Origin of the sequence: Paenibacillus sp. JDR-2, from assembly GCF_000023585.1 — a bacterium.
In the GTDB taxonomy this organism is placed as follows: domain Bacteria; phylum Bacillota; class Bacilli; order Paenibacillales; family Paenibacillaceae; genus Pristimantibacillus.
In genome coordinates, this window is record NC_012914.1 from 2,589,370 (window position 1) to 2,604,549 (window position 15,180).

16 protein-coding genes are annotated in these 15,180 nt (G+C 51.0%); 14 read left to right on the forward strand and 2 right to left on the reverse strand.

Annotated features, from left to right (window positions below; all coding sequences use genetic code 11):
* Positions 1-132: 132 nt before the first annotated feature.
* The 13 genes from hemW to PJDR2_RS11290 all read left to right on the forward strand — a co-directional run bounded on the left by hemW (position 133) and on the right by PJDR2_RS11290 (position 12,106).
* Positions 133-1,311 carry a radical SAM family heme chaperone HemW gene (gene hemW, locus PJDR2_RS11235; RefSeq protein ID WP_015843804.1) on the forward strand — a complete coding sequence of 393 codons (1,179 nt, stop codon included), beginning with the start codon at positions 133-135 and terminating at the stop codon, positions 1,309-1,311.
* A gap of 89 nt (positions 1,312-1,400) precedes the next feature.
* The gene (locus PJDR2_RS11240) at positions 1,401-1,880 is read left to right on the forward strand and encodes an N-acetyltransferase (RefSeq protein WP_015843805.1); all 480 of its coding nucleotides are present in this window, start codon (positions 1,401-1,403) and stop codon (positions 1,878-1,880) included.
* A 180-nt stretch (positions 1,881-2,060) separates the two neighbouring features.
* Complete coding sequence (hrcA, locus tag PJDR2_RS11245) at positions 2,061-3,086, forward strand: heat-inducible transcriptional repressor HrcA (RefSeq protein WP_015843806.1); 1,026 nt, start codon at positions 2,061-2,063, stop codon at positions 3,084-3,086.
* A gap of 342 nt (positions 3,087-3,428) precedes the next feature.
* Entirely contained in the window at positions 3,429-3,968 is a 540-nt protein-coding gene (grpE, locus tag PJDR2_RS11250) for a nucleotide exchange factor GrpE (RefSeq protein WP_015843807.1), read from the forward strand.
* A 62-nt stretch (positions 3,969-4,030) separates the two neighbouring features.
* On the forward strand, positions 4,031-5,875 hold the full coding sequence (gene dnaK / locus PJDR2_RS11255; protein ID WP_015843808.1) for a molecular chaperone DnaK: 1,845 nt from the start codon (positions 4,031-4,033) through the stop codon (positions 5,873-5,875).
* 104 nt (positions 5,876-5,979) lie between these two features.
* Entirely contained in the window at positions 5,980-7,119 is a 1,140-nt protein-coding gene (gene dnaJ, locus PJDR2_RS11260; RefSeq protein ID WP_015843809.1) for a molecular chaperone DnaJ, read from the forward strand.
* Between the two features lie 101 nt (positions 7,120-7,220).
* Positions 7,221-7,391: a YfhD family protein gene (locus PJDR2_RS32440; protein WP_015843810.1), complete on the forward strand. Its 171-nt coding sequence runs from the start codon at positions 7,221-7,223 to the stop codon at positions 7,389-7,391.
* Positions 7,391-7,603: a hypothetical protein gene (locus PJDR2_RS11265; protein WP_015843811.1), complete on the forward strand. Its 213-nt coding sequence runs from the start codon at positions 7,391-7,393 to the stop codon at positions 7,601-7,603. Before PJDR2_RS32440 ends, PJDR2_RS11265 begins: the two co-directional genes overlap by 1 nt.
* Positions 7,604-7,702: 99 nt before the next feature.
* Positions 7,703-8,704 carry a 50S ribosomal protein L11 methyltransferase gene (prmA, locus tag PJDR2_RS11270; RefSeq protein WP_015843812.1) on the forward strand — a complete coding sequence of 334 codons (1,002 nt, stop codon included), beginning with the start codon at positions 7,703-7,705 and terminating at the stop codon, positions 8,702-8,704.
* Positions 8,701-9,372, forward strand: a complete 672-nt coding sequence (locus tag PJDR2_RS11275) for a site-2 protease family protein (RefSeq protein ID WP_015843813.1) — start codon at positions 8,701-8,703, stop codon at positions 9,370-9,372. The genes prmA and PJDR2_RS11275 overlap by 4 nt, the downstream gene beginning before the upstream one ends.
* Before the next feature lie 63 nt (positions 9,373-9,435).
* The gene (locus tag PJDR2_RS11280) at positions 9,436-10,212 is read left to right on the forward strand and encodes an RsmE family RNA methyltransferase (RefSeq protein ID WP_015843814.1); all 777 of its coding nucleotides are present in this window, start codon (positions 9,436-9,438) and stop codon (positions 10,210-10,212) included.
* Positions 10,213-10,219: 7 nt separating this feature from the next.
* Positions 10,220-11,566, forward strand: a complete 1,347-nt coding sequence (gene mtaB, locus PJDR2_RS11285; protein WP_015843815.1) for a tRNA (N(6)-L-threonylcarbamoyladenosine(37)-C(2))-methylthiotransferase MtaB — start codon at positions 10,220-10,222, stop codon at positions 11,564-11,566.
* Positions 11,567-11,674: 108 nt separating this feature from the next.
* Positions 11,675-12,106: an NUDIX hydrolase gene (locus PJDR2_RS11290; RefSeq protein WP_015843816.1), complete on the forward strand. Its 432-nt coding sequence runs from the start codon at positions 11,675-11,677 to the stop codon at positions 12,104-12,106.
* Here the strand turns inward: PJDR2_RS11290 and PJDR2_RS11295 are convergent.
* Complete coding sequence (locus tag PJDR2_RS11295) at positions 12,103-13,071, reverse strand: Na/Pi cotransporter family protein (protein WP_015843817.1); 969 nt, start codon at positions 13,069-13,071, stop codon at positions 12,103-12,105. The genes PJDR2_RS11290 and PJDR2_RS11295 overlap by 4 nt on opposite strands.
* 96 nt (positions 13,072-13,167) lie before the next feature.
* On the opposite strand from PJDR2_RS11295, the gene PJDR2_RS11300 reads away from it, so the two are divergent.
* Positions 13,168-14,535 (forward strand): class I SAM-dependent rRNA methyltransferase, encoded by a 1,368-nt coding sequence (locus PJDR2_RS11300; RefSeq protein ID WP_015843818.1) that lies wholly within the window; start codon positions 13,168-13,170, stop codon positions 14,533-14,535.
* A 259-nt stretch (positions 14,536-14,794) separates the two neighbouring features.
* On the opposite strand, the gene PJDR2_RS11305 is transcribed toward PJDR2_RS11300, so the two are convergent.
* A complete protein-coding gene (locus PJDR2_RS11305; RefSeq protein ID WP_015843819.1) occupies positions 14,795-15,115 on the reverse strand; it encodes a hypothetical protein in 321 nt (106 codons plus the stop codon).
* Between the last annotated feature and the right edge of the window lie 65 nt (positions 15,116-15,180).

Sequence of the window (15,180 nt, forward strand, 5' to 3'; positions counted from 1 at the left end):
TAACTCACGGTCAACGAAAGACAGGACTAAGGAGCTTGCTCTCCTTGGTCCTGTCGATTTTTTATTAGGGGAGAGTAGTGATCGCTTACGATGTAAGCATTGTTTCGCTATTCTTTTTAGGAGGAAACTGAAATGATTAATTACGCGCCGAAGGCGCTTTATATTCATATCCCGTTTTGCACGAACAAGTGTCATTATTGCGATTTTACTTCGTATGTTTTAAAGGGACAGCCTGTCGACGAATATCTCGACGCTTTGGAGAGAGAGATGGCGCTCACGGTTGCTCAAATGCCGCCGGAGAGAATCGATACGGTTTTTGTAGGAGGAGGTACGCCTACGGTACTGACGCCGCCTCAGATGGAGCGTTTTCTCACTTCGGTGAAAAAGTATTTTCCGCTTGCTGACGATGTGGAATTTACGATGGAGGCCAATCCCGGCACGACTGACCCGGAGAAGCTTGCTGCGATGTTTGCAGGCGGAGTGAACCGGATCAGTTTTGGCGTACAATCGTTTGATAACGGGCTGCTGGAACGCATTGGACGCATTCACAATGTAGACGATGTGTACCGCAGTCTGGAAAACGCCCGTGCTGCAGGCTTTACGAATCTGTCGATTGACTTGATGTTCGGACTGCCGAAGCAAACGGTTGAGATGCTGGAGGACAGCGTTAATAAGGCATTGGCGCTTGATCTGCCGCATTACTCGCTGTACAGCCTGAAGGTGGAGGAAAATACGCTGTTCCACAAGCTGTATCAGCGCGATGAGCTGCCTCTTCCTCCGGAAGACGAAGAGTTTAATATGTATACCTTGCTTATGGACCGGCTGAAGCAGGCGGGATATGTTCATTACGAGATCAGCAACTTTGCTAAGCCGGGATATGAAAGCAGACATAACTCCACGTATTGGCGCAACGAGCCTTATTACGGGCTTGGAGCCGGCGCGCATGGCTATGCCCGCGGGCTCCGCCATGTGAACGTGAAAGGCGTACAGCCTTTTATCGACTATACAAAAACAAAGCTGCCGCGTCTTGAAGAAAACGTTGTTCCGGAGTACGAGGCGATGGAAGACTTCATGATGGTGGGGCTGCGACTGCTCAAGGGCGTGCGAACTTCCGATTATGCCGCTCAATTCGAGGGACAGAAGCTGGAGGATAAATTCGGCCCAATTATTGAGAAGCTCCTTAAAGACGGATTGCTTGAGAAGGTCCTGGAGGAAGGCGATACCATATACAAATTAACCGATAAAGGCGTTCTTTTTGGCAACGATGTATTTGGTTCGTTTATCGGTTTAGAGGAAGAAGCCGCTGGCTAAAATTCGGAAAAATAGTTCTTGAGAAAACATGCGACATGCTGTATATTTATTCAATAGAATTTATATGCACCGGGTGGAGGCGAAGCAGCATGGAGGCAACGGAACAGGTAACGGTAGTTTGCAGAAAAGCAGCACCGGAAGATGTGGAAACTTTGCATGAACTCATTAAAGGCTATGCGGAACAGGGAATCATGCTGCCCCGCACCCGGGAAACGTTATTGCGTCAGATTGATACGTTTGTCGTTGCGGAGATCGGGGATAAGGTTGTCGGCTGCGGCTCCTTGCTGCGGCTTGGCCAGGATCTTGTAGAGATTCGTTCCCTCGGCATGTCCCAGGAATATAGAGGCCTCAAGATCGGCAACAAGCTTGTCGATTTTCTGGTCGAGCAAGCCAGAGAACAGCAGATTCCCAAAATTATGGCGCTGACGTACGCCGTTAATTTCTTTTTGCGTAACGGATTTACCGTTGTGGAGAAAGAAATTTTCCCTGAGAAGGTTTGGAAAGACTGCGTAAACTGTCCGAAGCAGCATGCATGCGATGAAATCGCCGTACTCAAAATGTTAAACTAATATTCAGAAGGTCAGGCTTAATGCCTGGCCTTTTATTTTTTTATCGACGGACATAGGCCTGAAAAAAGGGAACCGACTTGACAATGCTTAAGGTGGTTTGGTATTTTTGTATTAATGATTAGCACTCGGGCCTAATGAGTGCTAACGAGAAGATCCGATAAACTTTTTGGAGGGATGCGAATGTTGACTGAACGGCAGCGAATGATATTGAATGCAATTATTGACGACTATATCCGTTCGGCTGAGCCCGTTGGTTCCAGGAGCATATCGAAGCGCGGCGATGTCGCCTTTAGTCCTGCAACGATCCGCAATGAAATGGCCGATCTGGAGGAGCTTGGTTTCCTGGAACAGCCCCATACTTCAGCGGGACGTATTCCATCTACCAAAGGTTATCGTTATTATGTCGATCATCTCGTGAAGCTGAATGAAATGAATGAAAAAGATTTGAAGCAGGCTCATTCCTTCTTCTCGGAGAAGATGATTCAGATGGAGCAGGTTATCCAACAAGCTGCGATGATTTTGTCGAATCTGACGAATTACACATCGATACTGCTTGGGCCGGAGATGTTCAGCAACTCGCTGAAGCATTTTAACCTGGTGCCTCTGGACGAATCGACGGCCGTTGCGATTATTGTTACCAATACCGGCCATGTGGAAAACCGGACCATTACGGTTCCTCCGGGCATCCGCATGGATGAGATGGAGAAGATCGTCAACATCCTGAACGCTAAGCTGGTTGGCATTCCGCTCGTACGGCTGAAGTCGAAGCTTTACGCCGAGGTTGGCCAGGAGCTTGAGCGTTACGTTGACCATTGCGAGGAAGTGCTTGGCATCCTGGACAGCGCGTTGTCTAACGATTCGGAGCAGCGTGTGTTCCTGAGCGGAACAACAAATATGCTTACGCAGCCGGAGTTCAAAGACGTCGATAAGGTGAAAACGATTCTGGATCTGCTGGATGAAACGCCAACCGTGATGAAAATGATTTCCGCCGCGCCGTCGGGTATACAAGTACGGATTGGAACAGAAAATGACCATGAGGCAATCGCGAATTGCAGCTTGATTACGGCTACGTATCAGATAGACGGCCAGTCGCTTGGCACAATCGGCATTCTTGGACCGACACGGATGGAATACGGGAAAGTCATTTCGCTTCTTGACGTGATTTCGAAGGATATGGCCCATATATTGGGCCGCTTCTATAAATAGGCTGCTGTTTCTCTTTGGGCGGGGGGGTGCTGTGGGCTTGTGCGCGTACGAGCGGGGTATTGCCTTCCGTCGCTGTTGAAAACGGGAATGTGGATTAGGTTTCCTGCGGAATATTCCCGTTTTCAAAGGCGAGCGCTAGCGCTCTTCAGGCAATACCCCGCTCTCCCGCGCCCGGCGCGCAGCACCGCAGCGAAAGAGCAAAGGCAGCACATTTTACGCGCTTGGGGCGCGTTTTCAACTGGCACTGAAACCGCCAGTTGGAATTGCTCCGCAAATCTTTAAGCTTATGCTTATGAAGTAAGAATTGCCCAAAAGCATAGCAATTCTTTTAAGGAGGTGAATATGGTGAGTAACGACCAACATAACGAAACAATTGATGAAGTTATAGAAGAACAGCAAACAGAGCAGCAGGAAGAGAGCGGAGCGCAAGAAGATCCGCGCATCGAAGAACTGACTAAGCTGGCTGAAGAGAATCAACAACGATACTTACGCGCACAAGCGGATTTCGATAACTTCCGCCGTCGTACGCAAAAGGAAAAGGAAGATCTTGCGCAATACGCTTCGATGAAGCTGATCGGGCAGCTGCTTCCGGTTGTCGATAACTTCGAGCGCGCTGTTGCCGCGGCTTCCGCGAATCAGGATTTTGAAGCTCTTGCCAAAGGCGTGGACATGATCTTCCGTCAGCTGGAACAAACGTTGCAGCAAGAAGGCCTGAAAGCAATGGATGCTGTTGGCGAGCCGTTCAACCCTGAATTCCACCAAGCGATTATGACAGTGGAATCGGATGAGCATGAAGAAGGCATCATCGTAGAGGAAGTTCAGAAGGGCTATATCCTGAAAGAGCGCGTTCTGCGCCCTGCTATGGTTAAAGTTAGCGGCTAATCATTATTCCGATTACTGGAATTTAAATACGAAGTGAAAATGATATTTAGGAGGAACTTACGATGAGTAAAGTTATCGGTATTGACCTTGGTACTACAAACTCTTGTGTTGCTGTAATGGAAGGCGGCGAAGCCGTCGTTATCCCGAATCCGGAAGGCAACCGTACAACACCATCCGTTGTAGGCTTCAAAAAAGACGGGGAGCGTATCGTTGGCGAGACAGCGAAACGCCAAGCCATCACGAATCCTGACCGTACAGTAATGTCGATCAAGCGTCATATGGGTACAAACCATAAAGAAGTGATCGACGGCAAAGAATATACAGCTCAAGAAATTTCGGCTATTATTTTGCAGAAATTGAAATCCGACGCGGAAGCGTATCTGGGCCAATCCGTAACGCAAGCGGTTATTACCGTTCCGGCTTATTTCAACGACAGCCAGCGCCAAGCAACAAAAGACGCGGGCAAAATCGCAGGACTTGAAGTTCTTCGTATCGTGAACGAGCCAACAGCGGCAGCGCTGGCTTACGGTCTTGAGAAAACAGAAGACCAAACGATCCTCGTATATGACCTTGGCGGCGGTACATTCGACGTCTCGATTCTTGAACTGGGCGACGGCTTCTTCGAGGTTAAAGCAACTAGCGGCGACAACAAGCTGGGCGGCGATGACTTTGACCAAGTGATCATCGACTACCTCGTAGCTGAATTCAAAAAAGAGCAAGGCGTTGACTTGTCCAAGGACAAAGCGGCTGTTCAACGTTTGAAAGACGCTGCCGAAAAAGCGAAAAAAGATCTGTCCGGCGTAATGTCGACGACGATTTCGCTGCCGTTTATCACGATGGCAGATGGCGTTCCACAGCACTTGGAGCTTAATCTGACTCGCGCGAAATTCGAAGAATTGTCCGCGCATTTGGTTGAACGTTCCCTTGCTCCTACGCGTCAAGCTCTGAGTGATTCCGGTCTTTCCGTAAGCCAAATCGATAAAGTTGTTCTTGTAGGCGGTTCGACTCGTATCCCTGCAGTACAAGAAGCGGTTAAGAAGCTGATCGGCAAAGAGCCGCACAAAGGCGTTAACCCGGATGAAGTCGTTGCCCTCGGCGCAGCTGTTCAAGCCGGCGTATTGACTGGCGACGTAAAAGACGTGGTGTTGCTTGACGTAACTCCTCTGTCCCTCGGTATCGAGACTGCAGGCGGCGTCTTCACGAAGATGATTGACCGCAATACAACGATTCCGACAAGCAAATCCCAAGTGTTCTCCACTTATGCGGATAACCAACCGGGCGTTGAAATTCACGTTTTGCAAGGTGAGCGTCAAATGGCTGCCGGCAACAAAACGCTAGGCCGCTTCACGCTGAACGATATTCCTCTTGCACCGCGCGGCGTGCCGCAAATCGAAGTTACTTTCGATATTGATGCGAACGGTATCGTTAACGTATCCGCGCTTGATAAAGGCACAGGCAAGAGCCAAAAAATTACGATCACTTCCTCGGGCGGTCTGAGCGAGGCTGAAATCGAGCAAATGATGAAGGATGCTGAACTGAACGCGGAAGAAGATCGCAAACGCCGCGAGCTTGTTGAAGCGAAGAACAGCGCAGACCAACTCGTTTACTCGGTTGACAAAACTTTGAAGGATCTGGGCGATAAAGTAGATGCTTCCGAGATCGAGAAAGCTAACGCGGCGAAAGAGAAAGTAACAAGCGCGGTAGCAACAGACGATCTGGAGCAAATTACGAAAGCTACGGAAGAGCTGACTGAAATCGTACAACAACTGTCCGTGAAGCTGTATGAGCAAGCTCAAGCTGCTCAAGGCGGCCCGGAAGCAGGCGCTGAAGCAGACGATGCAGGCGCTCGCGGCAAAGACAATGTTGTTGACGCTGACTACGAAGTAGTTGACGAAAACAAGAAATAAGACTTAACTTGTAATGGGAGAGGTCAAAGACGGGGTCTTCCTGTCTTTGGCCTCCTTGTGTGAATAGGCTGTATTGCAGCAAACATGGGTGGAGGTGAGATGAGTTGGCAGATAAACGCGATTATTATGAGGTGCTTGGCTTAGGCAAGAGCGCTTCCGGAGACGAGATCAAGAAGGCGTACCGGCAGCTGGCGAGAAAGTACCATCCTGACGTCAATAAAGAAGCAGACGCAGAAACAAAGTTCAAAGAAGTGAAGGAAGCTTATGATGTCCTGAGCGATGACGGACAACGCGCAAGATACGACCAGTATGGTCACGTCGATCCGAATCAAGGCATGGGCGGAGCTGGCGGATTCTCCGGAAATGGTGATTTTGGCGGTTTTGGCGATATCTTTGATATGTTCTTTGGCGGTGGCGGCGGACGCCGTGACCCAAATGCGCCGCAACGCGGCAATGACCTGCAATATTCGATGACGATCGAATTTAAGGAAGCCGTGTTTGGCAAAGAGACGGAAATTACGATTCCTCGCACGGAATCTTGCGATACTTGCGCCGGCTCCGGCGCGAAGCCGGGAACCAAACCGGAAACCTGTTCGGTGTGTCATGGCTCCGGTCAGCAAGAGGTTGTTCAGAATACGCCGTTTGGCCGTATGGTCAATCGCCGGGCATGTTCGCATTGCGGCGGCTCGGGCAAAGTCATCAAAGAGAAATGCGGAACTTGTCATGGCGCAGGCAGAGTGAAAAAACAGCGTAAAATTAATGTCCGCATCCCTGCAGGCGTGGATGATGGCGCTCAAATTCGTCTCTCCGGCGAAGGCGAAGGCGGACTCCGCGGAGGCCCGGCAGGCGATCTGTATATCGTGATCCGCGTGAAGGCGCATGAATTCTTCGAGCGCGAGAATGACGATATCTACTGCGAAGTGCCATTAACCTTCGTGCAGGCAGCGCTGGGGGATGAGATCGAGATCCCGACACTGACCGAGAAGGTAAAGCTGAAAATCCCTGCAGGTACGCAGACGGGTACTTATTTCCGGCTTAAAGGCAAAGGGGTGCCGAAGCTTCGCGGCTACGGCCAAGGCGATCAGCATGTCAAAGTGACGATTGTAACCCCAACGAAGCTGTCGGATGAGCAAAAGGACCTGCTCCGTCAATTTGGCGGAATCGGCGGCGAGTCTCCGGCAGAGACCCAAGAGCATCACGAATCGATTTTCGATAAAATGAAGAAAGCGTTCCGCGGCGAGTAGCCCGGAACGTTTTTTTTGAGGTTACGAATAGTTCGGCTTTCCTTGCAACAAGCTACTTAAGTAATTGACCTGCCTACTTCATTAAAGGAGCTGGATAAACCATGACTAACGAGAACAAGGACTATATGGAAAAAGTGAATTTCGGGGATTTGCCGGTTGGCAAAAACGAGGATGTCGAATTCTCGCAAGAGCTTGCCGATGAAGCGGACAAGCAAGCGGCACAACGCGCCGCTGCAGCGGATGCGCGGGCTCAGAACGAGCAGGGCGAGTAATGTCTCAGCAGGTTGAGATCCGGGCAAACTTTGGCGAACCGGCCGCAGCCCAGGAGGCGCTCCGCAAGCTGCAGGCACTCAGAGCCTTTGAAGTGAACGGTTTGTTCGAGAGCGGTCTGCTTACCGCCACGGTGGATGAAGAGATTGTTGAAAGGGCCATTCATATGATTGAACAGATCGGCGGCAGCCCGGAGACCGGAACTATAGGCTGATTTGGAAAGCGGCAAACTTGTGTTTGCCGCTTTTTTGTGCATAAATGATGAATAGTGTACAATAGATGGTAGTTTTCTCAATGGAGGGTTATAGTACATATGAAATGGCATGAAATTACGATCTCGACAACAGAACAGGCAATCGAGATGATCTCTAACTTTTTGCATGAAATGGACGCGGGCGGCGTATCCATTGAAGAATCGGGTACTTTGAACAAGGAGCGGGACACTTCTCTGGGACAATGGTACGAGAAGCCGCTGAACGATATTCCGGAAGGTCAAGCGATCATCAAAGGCTACTTTACGGAAAGCGTGGACATGAATGGGCTCAAGCTGCAGATTGTGCCGCGGATTGAGCAACTGAAAGAATTCGGAATTGACCCCGGCACCTACGAAATCTCGTTTAAGCTTGTCGACGAAGAAGATTGGGCAACTGCCTGGAAGCAGTACTTCAAGCCTATTAAAGTATCGGAGAGGCTGACGATCAAGCCGACATGGGAAGAATACGAGCCGGCTGCCGGAGAGAATATCATTGAACTTGATCCGGGCATGGCCTTTGGTACGGGCACGCATCCAACAACCTCGCTTTGCCTTCAAACGCTTGAATCTGTTATTAAAGGCGACGAAGAAGTGATTGACGTGGGTACGGGTTCCGGTATTCTGGCAATTGGGGCAATGAAGCTGGGCGCACGCCGCGTATTGGCGCTTGATCTTGATCCGGTAGCTGTATCCAGCGCGACGGAGAACATAAGACTGAACGGTCTGCAGGACGATGTCGAAGTGCTGGAAAGCGACTTGCTGGGCGTTCTGGGCGGCAAAGTCGTCCATGCGGTCAATGAGCGGGATGCGCTCGCAACATCGGTAACGCTTCCGGTAGATCTGGTTGTAGCGAACATTTTGGCGGAGATTATTTTACTCTTTATTGATGATGTGTTCTCAGCGCTTAAGCCTAACGGCATTTATATTGCTTCGGGTATTTACATGAACAAAGAAACCGACGTGGAGGAAGGGCTGATCCGCTCGGGCTTTGAAATCGTAGATAAGCGCCGCGACCAGGACTGGATAGCGTTCGTGGCGAGAAAGCCGCAGGTGAATGAATGAGCTGGGATGATTTCTTAGCGTATCCGATCGAGGACCTGCCGTTTATTGCGCTGGTCCTGATCATCTCGTTTACGGTGCATGAGTTCGCGCATGCCTATAGCGCTTATAAATTTGGCGATAACACGCCTAAAGAGATGGGGAGAGTAACCCTCAACCCGCGCGTGCATATCGATCTGCTTGGCGCTATTCTTATTCTGATCGCAGGCTTCGGTTGGGCGAGGCCTGTTCAGATCAACCCAAGCCGGTTCAAAAATCCGCGTGTCATGGGGGTTATCGTATCGGCCCTTGGTCCTATCAGTAATTTGCTGCTTGGCGTCTTAGGCGTTCTTCTTGTGTTAATACTGGATAAGACCGGTCTGATGTACGCAGGCTCAAACGGCGTTAACTTGGCGCTTCAGCATTTTTTCTTTTATTTCATGTATCTGAACTTCCTTTTGTTTATCTTTAACCTGATCCCGCTGCCGCCACTTGACGGTTATCGGATTATTCAGGATTTGGTACCGCTGAAGGTACGGATTAAGATGGATCAAAACGTGCAGTGGGGCATGTACATCTTCCTCCTGCTCGTGTTTCTTCCGCCGCTTCGCCGGGTGACGCTTGATCCGATTCTCGGCTGGTGGGAACCGATTTACAATTTCTTTTTCAATTTATTCCAACCGCTGTTTTAAGCCGCATTTCATAGATTTTTAAGGCGGAAACATGCTATGATGAAGGATGGTTAGACTGACGCAATGCAGCGATATTTTGTGGCAGCGGAGCAGTTTGACGGCTCTAGCGTGCGTTTAATAGGAGAAGATGCCTTCCATGCCGTCCGCGTAATGCGGATGAAGCCGGAAGAGAAGTTTATCGCAAGCGACGGCATTTCCCGCGTAGTGCTTGCTTCGGTACGGGAGGCTGCTTCTTCGGAGGTAGTGGCGGATATTGTGGAGGAGCTGCCCATGGACAGCGAGTCCAGCTGGTCGGTGACCATCGCGCAAAGCCTGCCTAAGGGCGATAAGATGGAGCTGGTTATCCAAAAAGGGACCGAGATTGGCGCATATGCTTTTGCGCCGTTTCAGTCGGAGCGGATGATCGTTCAATACGACGGCAAGAAGGAAGCGAAGCGTTTGGAGCGCTGGAGCAAGATTGCCAAGGAAGCAGCGGAGCAGTCGCACCGCTGCCGTGTTCCTGCTATCGAGCCTGTGCGCAGCTGGCGTGAGCTGAAGGAAGTTATTCCAACGTTTGATTTAGCATTATTTTGTTATGAACGGGAAGGCGATGCAGCAGCGGGTACGGGCATCCGGGATGCCGTGCTGAACTGGAAGCAGGCTGGCCATATGGCAGCCGAGCCGAAGGTGCTGCTCATCGTTGGTCCCGAGGGCGGCTTTACAGAACGGGAAGCAGATGAGGCTGAAGCGGCTGGTGCCGTTATCGTAGGCCTTGGCCGGCGGATCCTGCGGACGGAAACCGCGGGTATCGTCGGGCTGACCTGTTTGCTGTACGAAGCCGGAGAAATGGGAGGAGCGTAAGGAATTTATGCCATCGGTTGCATTTTACACCTTGGGATGCAAAGTTAACTTTTACGACACAGAAGCGATTTGGCAGCTGTTCAAAAACGAAGGATACGAGCAGGTTGATTTCGAATCGACGGCTGACGTATACCTGATCAATACATGTACGGTTACCAATACCGGCGACAAGAAGAGCCGCCAGATTATTCGCCGCGCGGTGCGCCGTAATCCGGATGCGGTTATTGCGGTTACGGGCTGCTATGCCCAAACGTCTCCTGCAGAAATTATGGCCATTCCGGGGGTAGACCTGGTTATTGGTACGCAGGACCGCGAGAAAATCATGACGTTTGTGAACCAGATTCACGATGACCGCCAGCCGGTTAACGCGGTTCGCAACATTATGAAGACCCGTGAATTCGAGGAACTGGACGTCCCGGATTTCAACGAGCGTACGCGCGCTTTTCTGAAGATCCAGGAAGGCTGCAATAACTTCTGCACCTTCTGCATTATTCCGTGGTCGCGTGGTCTTTCGCGCAGCCGCGATCCGAAGAGCGTACTCGAGCAAGCGAAGCAGCTTGTAGCTTCCGGTTATAAGGAAGTCGTCCTTACCGGTATTCATACGGGCGGTTATGGCGACGATATGGAGAATTACCGTCTCGTTGACCTGCTGTGGGATCTGGACAAGATCGAAGGACTGGAGCGGATCCGGATCAGCTCTATCGAAGCCAGCCAGATTGACGATGCGATGATCGACGTGCTTAACCGTTCGACCAAAATGTGCCGTCATCTGCACATTCCGCTTCAAGCCGGCGATACCTCCGTGCTCAAGCGGATGCGCCGTAAATATACAACGGACGAGTTTGCTGCCAAGCTCAAACGGATCCGCGAAGCAATGCCTGGCGTAGCGATTACGACAGACGTTATCGTTGGTTTCCCTGGCGAGACGGAAGAAATGTTCGAGAACGGCTACAAGTTTATGGAAGAGGTAGGTTTCTCGGAAATGCACGTCTTCCCGTATTCGAAGCGTACAGGCACGCCAGCTGCCCGCATGGACGATCAAGTGGACGACGAAGTGAAAAACGAACGCGTTCATAAACTGATCGACCTGTCCGAGAAAATGCAGCTTGCCTATGCTGAGCAGCATGTAGGTGCCGTACTGGATGTTATTCCGGAGCGTGACTACAAAGGAGCTCCCGGTACGGGGCTTGTCATGGGGTACTCGGATAACTATATTCAGATTGTGTTTGAAGGAACCGAAGCGCTTGTCGGCAAGCTTTGCCGCGTGAAAATTACTGAAGCAGGCGTCAATGAATGCCGCGCTCAGCTTGTCCGCGTACTTGACGATGTACCGGCAGAAGCGATGAGAGCTTAGAGATAGTAATAAAGCACGAGGATTTCACGCTCATTTCTGTAGTAACGGAATAAGTGGGAAATCCTCGTTGTTGCATGCAAATGTCAAGCAGGCAAGGGGGAAGCGGAAATGGTTGAAATTTCGGCAGGAGGCGTAGTCTATCGTCGGAACGAGGCTGGAATTTTGCAAATTCAGCTGATACAGGACCGTTATGGCAAAGTGTCTCTCCCTAAAGGCAAGATGGAGCCCGGGGAGACGGTCGAACAAACGGCGCTTAGGGAAATTGCCGAGGAAACGGGCATGATCGGGGCTATCGTTAAACCGATTGACCAAATCAAGTATCAGTATCATGATGCGAATAAGGGAACCATTAACAAAGAGGTTCATTATTATTTGGTTGAGGCGGTTGGCGGATCCCTTCAGGCACAGGTGGAAGAAATCCGCGGTGTTGAATGGTTTGAACCGCTTGAAGCCTGGAGACGCCAGAAGCAGTCGGGCTATGAGAATAATAACCGGATTGTAGCGGGAGCCCTCAGCTTGCTTGGCGTAAAGTTTGATTAGACCGGAAGCTTGCGGAAAGTCGGTAAATAGCAGAATGGCAAGGCAATCAGCGAGCTTAGAATATTAAAGATCGTTTGGGCGTGAGCGATTTGGCTGGCCGGGGAATGGGCGAACCATCCTGAAGCAGCCGACAGCTCGCCTAGGAACGGCATGAAGAGCAAAGCGCCGCCAGCATTTAGGATGGTATGTGACCATGCTACATATTGGCCGGATTTTGAACCGCTGAAGGATGCGAGCAGCGCGGTGGCGCAAGTGCCGATATTCGCGCCTAGCACAATGGCAACGCCAAGCTCGAGAGGCATTGCTCCGATGGCTGCAAAGCCCATAATAATACCAATTACAGCAGCACTGCTGTGGACGATTGCTGTCAGCACCGCGCCGGCGGCTAATCCCCACCAGAGGCTGCTTGTTGATTTTTCAAGGAACCAGCCAAATAGGGAGCTTTCCTGCACGGCGGGACCAATTGCCTGCATGAAAGCCATCCCGGCAAGCAGCAGGCTGAAACCGCCTAAGGCGACGGCTGAGGAGCGAACGGTCTCAAGCAGCCGGAACGACCGGGCCTTGGGCCAGATTCCAAGTTCGTTCAGCAGTACGGTAGCCAGCCAGCCGGCCAGCGACAGCAGAAGCAAAGGAACGGACAGTTTATTTAAGCTCAGGCCGATAAGCTCGGTCGTCAGGCAGGTACCGATGTTGCTTCCGAGGATAATGCCAAGTGTCCGGGGAAAGGTAAGCAGGCCAGAATTAACCAGCCCTATCGCTATAACGGTAACGGCTGTGCTGCTTTGCAAAAAGGCGGTAGTTGCCGTGCCGACTGCAAGGCCATGGATCGGGGTCGCCGTTGAGCGATGCAAAATACGCTGCAAATACGGGCCGGCTAACCGATGCAGCGCCAGCTCCATCAGCTTCATCCCGCTTATAAAGATGGTGAAGCCGATCGCCATTGGCAGAAGGATAGAATGGAGCATAGCAGGGTTCTCCTTTTTATGAAAAGTTATCGTTGATACATATGCATATGCTCAGACAAGCATGACAAGCCAGGAACAGAGAGGGAGATTAACGAAGTGAGCAAAGCGAAAGTTTGGCTGCAGAAGGGCCGCAGAAAACGTCTTGAAGCGGGCCACCCATGGATTTATGCAAATGAAATTGAAAAGCTGGAAGGGGAAGCGGAGCCAGGTGCGCTGGTGGATATCGTTGGTTCTAACGGCAAATATTTGGCGACGGGTTATTATAATTCTGAATCCCAGATTACGGTCCGTGTCGTCTCCTATCAGCCGCTCGAAGAGATGGACGCCGACTTCTTCCGCGAGAAGTTTCGTCTATGCGAAGCGCATCGCAGCCGGTTCGTGCAGGACCGCGATTGCCGGCTCGTCTACGGAGAGGCCGATTTTCTTCCCGGCCTAGTGGTAGACCGTTTCGCCGACGTGCTGGTTGTTCAGATTTTGACGCTTGGAATGGATATTCGCCGGGAAGCGCTTGTAGCAGCTCTTGTTGACGTATTCCAGCCGAAAGGGATTTACGAGCGGAGCGATGTCGGAGTTAGGCAGCTGGAGGGGCTAGAGCTTCGCACCGGAGTACTGTATGGGGAGTGTCCGAGGATTCTCGAGATTGAAGAGAATGGTCTTAAGCTGGAAGTCGATATCGTGGAAGGCCAAAAGACCGGCTATTTCTACGATCAACGCGAGAATCGCGCTTCTATCGAGCCTCTGATGAAGGGCTGGGGTGCGCGCAGCGGCATTCGCCTTGAGAACCGACCTGCTGATACGGATACAGAAGTCACTAGGCTTGTACCGGTGAATCCGAACGGCAAAGAAGTAACCTTCCCTTATTGGGACGGTGCGACCGTGCTGGAGTGCTTTGCCCACACCGGCAGCTTCACTCTCCATGCCTGCAAATACGGCGCGAAAAAAGTAACCTGCCTTGACGTATCCGAGCATGCTATCGACACAGCGCGCCGTAACGTGGAGCGTAACGGCTTCGCGGACCGCGTAGAATTTGTCGTGGCGGATGCCTTTGATTATTTGCGCACGCAGGTAAAAGGCGTTGAGGAGCGTGCGGAGCGCAGCCGTGCCGGTGCGGATACTTCCAAGCCGCTAAGCGGCGGCGGTCGTACCTGGGATGTTGTTATCCTTGATCCTCCTGCTTTTGCAAAGACCAAAAGCGCAGTTGCAGGAGCATGCCGCGGGTATAAGGACATCAACCTGCATGGCCTCAAGCTGGTTAACGAAGGCGGCTATCTCGTTACGGCCAGCTGCTCGTATCATATGCGGCCGGATCTGTTCCTCGAGACCATTCAGGAAGCGGCATCCGATGCCGGCAAATTGCTGCGTCTCGTGGAGTGGCGGGCTGCAGGCAAGGATCATCCTCAGCTGCTTGGCGTATCGGAAGGACACTACCTGAAATTTGCCGTGTTCGAAGTGCGGAGTAAATGATAAAAAATAGCCGTATGGATCTGATAGGGATCCATACGGCTGCTTGTTCGAAAAATAGATATACTCAATCGATTAATAGAAGTGTATAATAGAAAAGTAACGCTGAGAGACAGACGACTGTACCCAGCGGTTCCCATAATGGACAGAGCAGTTCACTGCATGTCTGCTAACCCATAATCCGGCAGAGCGGAAATCCGCATGCGGGATTTTTTATTTTTTATACTAAGAATTTATAAGAGGCGAGAGCCGTTGCACCTTGCTAGAAGGATTCTTTGAATTGACGGCTCAGTTCGACACGCTGAAGCTTCAGCAGCCAGACCTCTTCCCGTAACGTTTTCAGATCGGAAGAATCATCGGAATTTCTCAATTGCCGATAAAGATCAAGCATCTTCCGGTTGATAACGTCAAACTTTCTCCATAGCTCAGCGGCTTTCATTGACAAAGCCTGTTGGCTTGCTTGTTCCTTCCACCCGGCGAGTGAACGGGAAATGTCCCGCTGCCACTCCTGATCGCCGATTTGCTTGGCATAGTTGTATAAATCCAGATAATCGTTAATCCATTGCGTTTCTTCCGAGGTCATTGCCGTTCCTCCGATCCGGATTTTTATATTACCTAGTATTATACTCGGTATTTAAGGTATTGCAA

Bases quoted from the DNA above. Each gene is read 5' to 3' on its own strand.
- hemW (WP_015843804.1), top strand. From the start codon at position 133: ATGATTAATTACGCGCCGAAGGCGCTTTATATTCATATCCCGTTTTGC.
- PJDR2_RS11240 (WP_015843805.1), top strand. From the start codon at position 1,401: ATGGAGGCAACGGAACAGGTAACGGTAGTTTGCAGAAAAGCAGCACCG.
- hrcA (WP_015843806.1), top strand. From the start codon at position 2,061: ATGTTGACTGAACGGCAGCGAATGATATTGAATGCAATTATTGACGAC.
- grpE (WP_015843807.1), top strand. From the start codon at position 3,429: ATGGTGAGTAACGACCAACATAACGAAACAATTGATGAAGTTATAGAA.
- dnaK (WP_015843808.1), top strand. From the start codon at position 4,031: ATGAGTAAAGTTATCGGTATTGACCTTGGTACTACAAACTCTTGTGTT.
- PJDR2_RS32440 (WP_015843810.1), top strand. From the start codon at position 7,221: ATGACTAACGAGAACAAGGACTATATGGAAAAAGTGAATTTCGGGGAT.
- PJDR2_RS11265 (WP_015843811.1), top strand. From the start codon at position 7,391: ATGTCTCAGCAGGTTGAGATCCGGGCAAACTTTGGCGAACCGGCCGCA.
- prmA (WP_015843812.1), top strand. From the start codon at position 7,703: ATGAAATGGCATGAAATTACGATCTCGACAACAGAACAGGCAATCGAG.
- PJDR2_RS11275 (WP_015843813.1), top strand. From the start codon at position 8,701: ATGAGCTGGGATGATTTCTTAGCGTATCCGATCGAGGACCTGCCGTTT.
- PJDR2_RS11280 (WP_015843814.1), top strand. From the start codon at position 9,436: ATGCAGCGATATTTTGTGGCAGCGGAGCAGTTTGACGGCTCTAGCGTG.
- mtaB (WP_015843815.1), top strand. From the start codon at position 10,220: ATGCCATCGGTTGCATTTTACACCTTGGGATGCAAAGTTAACTTTTAC.
- PJDR2_RS11290 (WP_015843816.1), top strand. From the start codon at position 11,675: ATGGTTGAAATTTCGGCAGGAGGCGTAGTCTATCGTCGGAACGAGGCT.
- PJDR2_RS11295 (WP_015843817.1), bottom strand. From the start codon at position 13,071: ATGCTCCATTCTATCCTTCTGCCAATGGCGATCGGCTTCACCATCTTT.
- PJDR2_RS11305 (WP_015843819.1), bottom strand. From the start codon at position 15,115: ATGACCTCGGAAGAAACGCAATGGATTAACGATTATCTGGATTTATAC.